Annotated in this window: 7 protein-coding genes; 4 read left to right on the top strand and 3 right to left on the bottom strand. The window is 42.0% G+C overall.

Annotated features, from left to right (window positions below; genetic code table 11):
• Positions 1 to 197 precede the first annotated feature (197 nt).
• The 4 genes from ACHUFQ_RS08130 to ACHUFQ_RS08115 all read left to right on the top strand — a co-directional run bounded on the left by ACHUFQ_RS08130 (position 198) and on the right by ACHUFQ_RS08115 (position 4662).
• Positions 198 to 668 carry a VOC family protein gene (locus ACHUFQ_RS08130; protein ID WP_394174610.1) on the top strand — a complete coding sequence of 157 codons (471 nt, stop codon included), beginning with the start codon at positions 198 to 200 and terminating at the stop codon, positions 666 to 668.
• Positions 669 to 931: 263 nt separating this feature from the next.
• Complete coding sequence (glnS, locus tag ACHUFQ_RS08125; RefSeq protein ID WP_394174608.1) at positions 932 to 2602, top strand: glutamine--tRNA ligase; 1671 nt, start codon at positions 932 to 934, stop codon at positions 2600 to 2602.
• Between the two features lie 736 nt (positions 2603 to 3338).
• Positions 3339 to 4163 carry a phytanoyl-CoA dioxygenase family protein gene (locus ACHUFQ_RS08120; protein ID WP_394174606.1) on the top strand — a complete coding sequence of 275 codons (825 nt, stop codon included), beginning with the start codon at positions 3339 to 3341 and terminating at the stop codon, positions 4161 to 4163.
• Positions 4164 to 4206: 43 nt separating this feature from the next.
• The gene (locus ACHUFQ_RS08115) at positions 4207 to 4662 is read left to right on the top strand and encodes a GNAT family N-acetyltransferase (RefSeq protein ID WP_394174604.1); all 456 of its coding nucleotides are present in this window, start codon (positions 4207 to 4209) and stop codon (positions 4660 to 4662) included.
• Positions 4663 to 4803: 141 nt separating this feature from the next.
• Here ACHUFQ_RS08115 and fur read toward each other — a convergent pair whose 3' ends face one another.
• The 3 genes from fur to ybfE form a co-directional block, all read right to left on the bottom strand.
• Positions 4804 to 5247, bottom strand: a complete 444-nt coding sequence (gene fur / locus ACHUFQ_RS08110) for a ferric iron uptake transcriptional regulator (RefSeq protein WP_394174603.1) — start codon at positions 5245 to 5247, stop codon at positions 4804 to 4806.
• Positions 5248 to 5420: 173 nt separating this feature from the next.
• A complete protein-coding gene (gene fldA / locus ACHUFQ_RS08105; RefSeq protein WP_394174601.1) occupies positions 5421 to 5948 on the bottom strand; it encodes a flavodoxin FldA in 528 nt (175 codons plus the stop codon).
• A gap of 37 nt (positions 5949 to 5985) precedes the next feature.
• Complete coding sequence (ybfE, locus tag ACHUFQ_RS08100) at positions 5986 to 6264, bottom strand: LexA regulated protein (protein WP_394174600.1); 279 nt, start codon at positions 6262 to 6264, stop codon at positions 5986 to 5988.
• Between the last annotated feature and the right edge of the window lie 4 nt (positions 6265 to 6268).

Raw genomic sequence — 6268 nt, 5'->3', positions numbered from 1 at the left:
GAGTGGTAGTTCAGTTGGTTAGAATACCGGCCTGTCACGCCGGGGGTCGCGGGTTCGAGTCCCGTCCACTCCGCCAACATTTCTTATATCCATCTACACTTTTCAATCTTGTCGTTATTTAACGAAGCCTTTTTCTTCTCTATTTATCTGATTTGTCTGCTATTCTTGAAAATTATCAGGCCAAAAAGGTGAATACCATGACCGCCAAAGCAATTCCTGACGGCTATCACTCAGTCACACCCTACTTAATTTGCAAAAATGCGCTTGCCGCCATCGAGTTTTATCAACAGGCGTTTGACGCAGAAGTGAAACTGGTTCTGGAAATTCCAGGAGGCGGTGTCGCCCATGGTGAGCTTTTGATAGGTAATAGTCATGTTATGCTTGCCGATGAACAACCACAAATGAATTTTGTTAGCCCCGATAGTTTAGGCGGATCTGCCGTTAGTCTAATGATTTATATAAACGATGTGGACACCGCGTTTGCACAAGCCATTGGTGCCGGGGCAGAGGTGGTTCGCAACGTTGAGGATCAATTTTACGGAGACAGAGCCGGAACCCTTATCGACCCGTTTGGCCATACCTGGACACTTGCGACGCACACCGAAGATGTAAGCGAACAAGAGCTTGAGCAAAGGTTTGAGGCACTGATGGCCAAAGCACCGCAATAATTCGCTCAAAAATGGTGTTAGACGTTTCGTTTAAATATCGATTTTTGGCAAGCGTGTACTTAAAAATATAAGCTCGATTACGGGAATTCGAACGACAATTGTCATTGCCATTCGAAGTGGCCTTGCATTAACCATTTTTCACCCCCATTTAAAGGCCATCTACTTGTAAGAATTGGCATTCGCCCCTATTAGATAACAAATAGTGTTGCTATAATGCGGCGTTATTTATTTAAATTATTAAGTATTTTTTTGAGGTTCACTAGATGTCGGAAACTGAAAGCCGTCCGAGCAACTTTATTCGCCAAATCATCGATGCTGACTTAAATTCAGGTAAGCACACTGGCGTTCATACCCGTTTTCCTCCTGAACCCAATGGCTATTTGCACATTGGTCACGCAAAGTCTATTTGCCTGAATTTTGGGATTGCTCAGGACTATCAAGGCCAGTGTAACTTGCGCTTTGATGATACCAACCCTGAAAAAGAAGATATCGATTACGTTAACTCAATTCAGGAAGACGTAAAATGGCTTGGTTTTGAATGGTCTGGTGACATTCGTTATTCTTCCGACTATTTTGATCGCCTGTATGGTTACGCGGTTGAGCTAATCGAAAAAGGATTGGCTTATGTGGACTTTTTAAATGCCGAAGAAATGCGTGAATACCGTGGGACTCTGACTGCACCGGGCAAAAATAGCCCATACCGAGATACTGCGGTAGAAGAGAACCTGGCGTTATTTGAAAAAATGAAAAACGGTGAGTTCAAAGAAGGTGAATGTTCGCTGCGCGCAAAAATCGATATGTCTTCGAGTTTTATGTGTATGCGTGACCCGGTAATTTACCGAGTTAAGTTTGCCCATCACCATCAAACCGGTGATAAGTGGTGTATCTACCCAATGTATGATTTCACCCATTGTATTTCGGATGCCATCGAAAATATCACCCATTCTCTCTGTACGTTGGAATTCCAGGACAATCGCCGCCTGTATGATTGGGTAATTGACAACATTTCGATTGAAACTCAGCCTCGTCAATATGAATTTTCTCGTTTGAATCTTGAATATACAGTGATGAGTAAACGTAAACTCAATGCACTGGTTGAGGAGAAACTCGTTAATGGCTGGAACGATCCTCGGATGCCGACCATCGCAGGGTTTCGCCGCCGTGGTTATACGCCAGAATCCATTCGTGAGTTTTGTAAACGAATTGGTGTCACGAAAATGGACAACACTGTTGAGATGGGCGTTTTAGAAGCTTGTATTCGTGAAGATTTAAATGAGTCGGCTCCCAGAGCAATGGCGGTTCTTGATCCTATTCGTGTTGTCATTGAAAATTTTGAAGCCGGTAAATTGGAAACCTTAACGGTGAAAAACCACCCGAACGATGATGCCATGGGCACTCGTGAAGTGCCATTTACTCGCGAGGTATTTATTGAAGCGGAAGATTTTCGTGAAGAAGCAAACAAGAAATACAAGCGTTTGGTTCTTGGCAAAGAAGTTCGTTTACGTGGCGCCTATGTGATCAAAGCCGAGCGCGTGGAAAAAGACGAAGATGGCAATGTCACGACGATTTATTGTACCTACGATGCAGATACATTAGGGAAAAATCCAGCTGACGGTCGCAAAGTAAAAGGGGTGATCCACTGGGTAAGTGCGAGCGAAAGCTTAGACGCGGAAGTTCGTTTGTACGATCGTTTATTTACCGTTGCAAACCCGGCCAGTGCCGAAGATTTCCATAGCGTTATTAATCCAGACTCTTTAACTGTGATTAAAGGGGCTAAGGTCGAGCCGTCACTGGCGAGTGCCGAAGCAGAAAAAGCCTATCAGTTTGAGCGCCAGGGTTATTTCTGTCTGGATAACAAGGACGGTAACACCGATAATCTAGTATTCAACCGAACTGTTGGCCTGCGTGACACCTGGGCGAAAATCTCTGGCTAGCATTTGGTTGTAGCGCAGTAACTTCATCCTGTTAAACGGAACCATTATGGTTCCGTTTTTGTTTATAGAGTTTATTAACTTATCAACGAACTTATCAAATCACCCATATTTAAGCTTTGGTCTTTTCTCTTATCAAGACACCCATGTTTAGGCTTTGGAATTTTCTCTTATCAAGACACCCATGTTTAAGCTTTGGAATTTTCTCTTATCAAGACACCCATTTTTAAGCTTTGGGATTTTCTCTTATCAAGACACCCATGTTTAGGCTTTGGGATTTTCTCTTATCAAGACACCCATGTTTAAGCTTTGGAATTTTCTCTTAACAAGACACCCATATTTAGGCTTTGGAATTTTCTCTTAACAAGACACCCATGTTTAAGCTTTGGAATTTTCTCTTAACAAGACACCCACGTTTAAATTTTAAACGTACCTGATTCTCCTGTTCTCTAATACCTGTGTATTTGGTTTTAAAGTGAGATTAAATTTATGTCGCAGTGGGGTGGGTGTCTCAATAACATTAGTTATGTCTTAATAACGTTGCGCAAACCAGGTTTGGTTCTACGGAGGGTGTCCGGCTAAAATAATATTTATGAATTAGACATATCTATTTGCACGTGTTTTGATTATCTATAGGCGAGAGAATAGTGCCTTGGCGAAAGCTAACGCTAATTTAGAATCGCTGACAACTATCCATTTTGGATGTCGAGCAATACAATGAAAGTAACCGGTACTTAATTTGACGGACGTAAAACCTCATACCAGGCAACATAACGTTCCTAGCTACTATCAGCAATACCAAGCTGATGGCTATTTTGTGATCCCGCAATGTTTGCATGGTGATGGGTTGCAGACATTAATGAACGAGGTCAAACGCATTCATGACCTGTGGATGCGACAGAATCAGTCAGACTATCAGCAATATGGCATGGTAAACATGCATAGCCTTACCGCATCAACCTATTTTTCTGATGGACAATATCCGGAGCGTGATAGAGGGCGATTCTTCAATATGTTAATACCAGAAAAATTACTGGCAATCATGGAAGGCATGTTTGGAAATGAATTGTATTTTCACAATACGCAATTGTTCTTCAACCCTTACCAACACAGTCGCAAGCCATATTGGCATCGGGATTTTCAATATAGCGGTGATACTGAAGTGGCGCAGCAAGACGATTTGGATTCAATGTTAAGTTTACATATTCGTATCCCATTAATCGCCGAAACGGGCATCGAATTGATTCCTGGTACCCATAAACGCTGGGATACCGCTCATGAGCGGGAAGTACGATTACAATCTAATGGTCATGAAAGTCATCAAGCATTGCCTGATAGCAGGCTAATCGCGCTCGAGGCCGGTGATGCTTTGATCTTCAGCGCAAATATGATACATCGGGGACATTATTGTCAGCCAGAACGTCTGGCGCTGGATATATGTGTCGGAAATCCCCATCCTAAAACGATAAAATACATAGATAACAAAAACTTGCCACAAGACTCCGAGATGCAATATATTGAACATTCGCAATGGTTTGCCAAAGCCAAAAAAATTTCTCAATGATAAAATAATCAATTATTGCCACTCATCACCCATGGACGAAAAAATGTCAAAAGAGTTCCTATCCTTGCTGCGATTAAACAGCGATAACATCGAGCATCAGTCGGCAGAGTTATTACGCGCTGTTGCGCAGCTTATGTTGATGCTACGACCTCAATATAGTGTCGATTCGCTGATCCTAGCGATGAAAGATCAGATGCAAAGTGGTTATCAGCTTGGCGTACTAATTGAAGATAATAAACCGGTTACTCTGGCGGGTTTTAATATAAGCCATAAGCTTGCCTGGAAAAAACATATTTATCTGGACGATCTGGTGACCGATGAAAGCGAACGCGGCAAAGGCTATGGTCAGAAAATGCTTAATTGGTTGCAAGAATTTGCCCTGGAACATGGCTGTGAGCAATTACATCTCGACTCAGGTGTGCAGCGCTTCGCGGCTCACAAGTTGTACTTGAATCAGGGGTATAATATTGCCAGCCATCATTTCTCAAAAATGCTATAACGTCGACTTCAGGCCCCGCAAACTGTCATATGAAAGGACTGTGTTGAATATTAAATCTCAAACTAAACAGCCCGAAGATATAGAGTAACGTTGGCTACGCAAAGGTATTAAAAAAGGACCTTAAGGTCCTTTTATCAGCAATTACAAGTGGGATTTTCGATACTCTTCACACGCTATCTCATCTTCACACTCGCCGTATAAATACAGACTGTGGTTGGTTAGCTTGATTTTATTTTTGTTAGCAATATCAATTTGACGTTGTTCGATAACATCATCTTCGAATTCCACAACCTTACCACATTTCAAGCAAACCAAATGGTCGTGATGCGCCTTGTGAGACAATTCAAATACAGACTTGCCACCCTCAAAATGATGTCGGGTTACGATACCTGCATCATCAAATTGGTTTAGTACGCGATACACTGTTGCCAGGCCAATTTCTTCATGTTGCTCGAGAAGGATTTTGTAAACATCCTCAGCACTGATGTGCTGGTTATCCGGATTTTGTAAAATGTCGAGGATCTTTACTCGCGGAAGCGTTACTTTTAATCCAGCCCTTTTTAGTTCTTCATTTTGTTCTGGCATGGAAAACCTGCTTTGTTAAACGATAATTAATAGGAAATTATAGGGGGATTAACGAGAGGTTAAAACCCCTAATCGGTAAATATTTATGGGATTAGGTATATCTTTGCCTGAATCAAGGCAAATAAAAACCCTACAAAAGTAGGGCTTATTTGGTGTTCGAATCAACTCGATAATTAATCGAGCAATTCAGAAAGCGCCATTTCTTCGTTTAATTGCTCGATCCAACCATCTACACGCTCTTCAGTAAGCTCTGGTTGTCGATCTTCATCAATGGCAAGGCCAATGAAATTGTCGTCGTCAATTAACCCTTTTGATGCTTCAAACTCATAACCTTCGGTAGACCAGTGACCGACTAATATGGCACCTTTCGCTTCTACGATGTCGCGTAAAGGTCCCATCGCATCGACAAAGTATTCGGCATAGTCTTCCTGATCGCCAAGACCAAAAATCGCGACCAGTTTATCGGTAAAATCAATTTCTTCCAATTCTGGTAAGAAGTCATCCCAGTCACATTGATTTTCACCATAGTACCAGGTAGGGATGCCAAGGATTAATAAATCGAATGCAGCGATATCTTCTTTGCTGCTCTTCGCAATATCACGCACGTCTACATTTTTCTTACCCAGTTTTTTCTGGATCATCTTGGCGACAGCTTCGGTATTACCTGTATCACTACCGAAAAATAGTCCAACAGTTGCCATGTTCTTAAAACCCTTACTTTCTAAATTTAAATGCTATCTATGCGTTATCTTGTAACGCTTGAGTCAATAACGCTTCTATCAACTCACTTCGGCTAATGCCTTGATCTTTTGCCATATCATCCAACCGTTCGAACAATTGGTGATGGATTTTAAACTCTACTCGTTTCAGACCTTTATTTTTATCACGCTTAACTTGATTGCGTTTATTGATTTTTACCTGAACTTCCCGAGGAAAAGGGTTGGTTCGGGGGCGTCCAGGGCGTTTTTCGTCAACAAACAAGTCAATGGTGGTCAGATCCGATGCTTCTTTTGCCATACTA

This window comes from Thalassotalea litorea (assembly GCF_043642205.1).
GTDB lineage: Bacteria > Pseudomonadota > Gammaproteobacteria > Enterobacterales > Alteromonadaceae > Thalassotalea_A > Thalassotalea_A litorea.
This window is presented reverse-complemented; position numbering and strand designations above follow the sequence as displayed.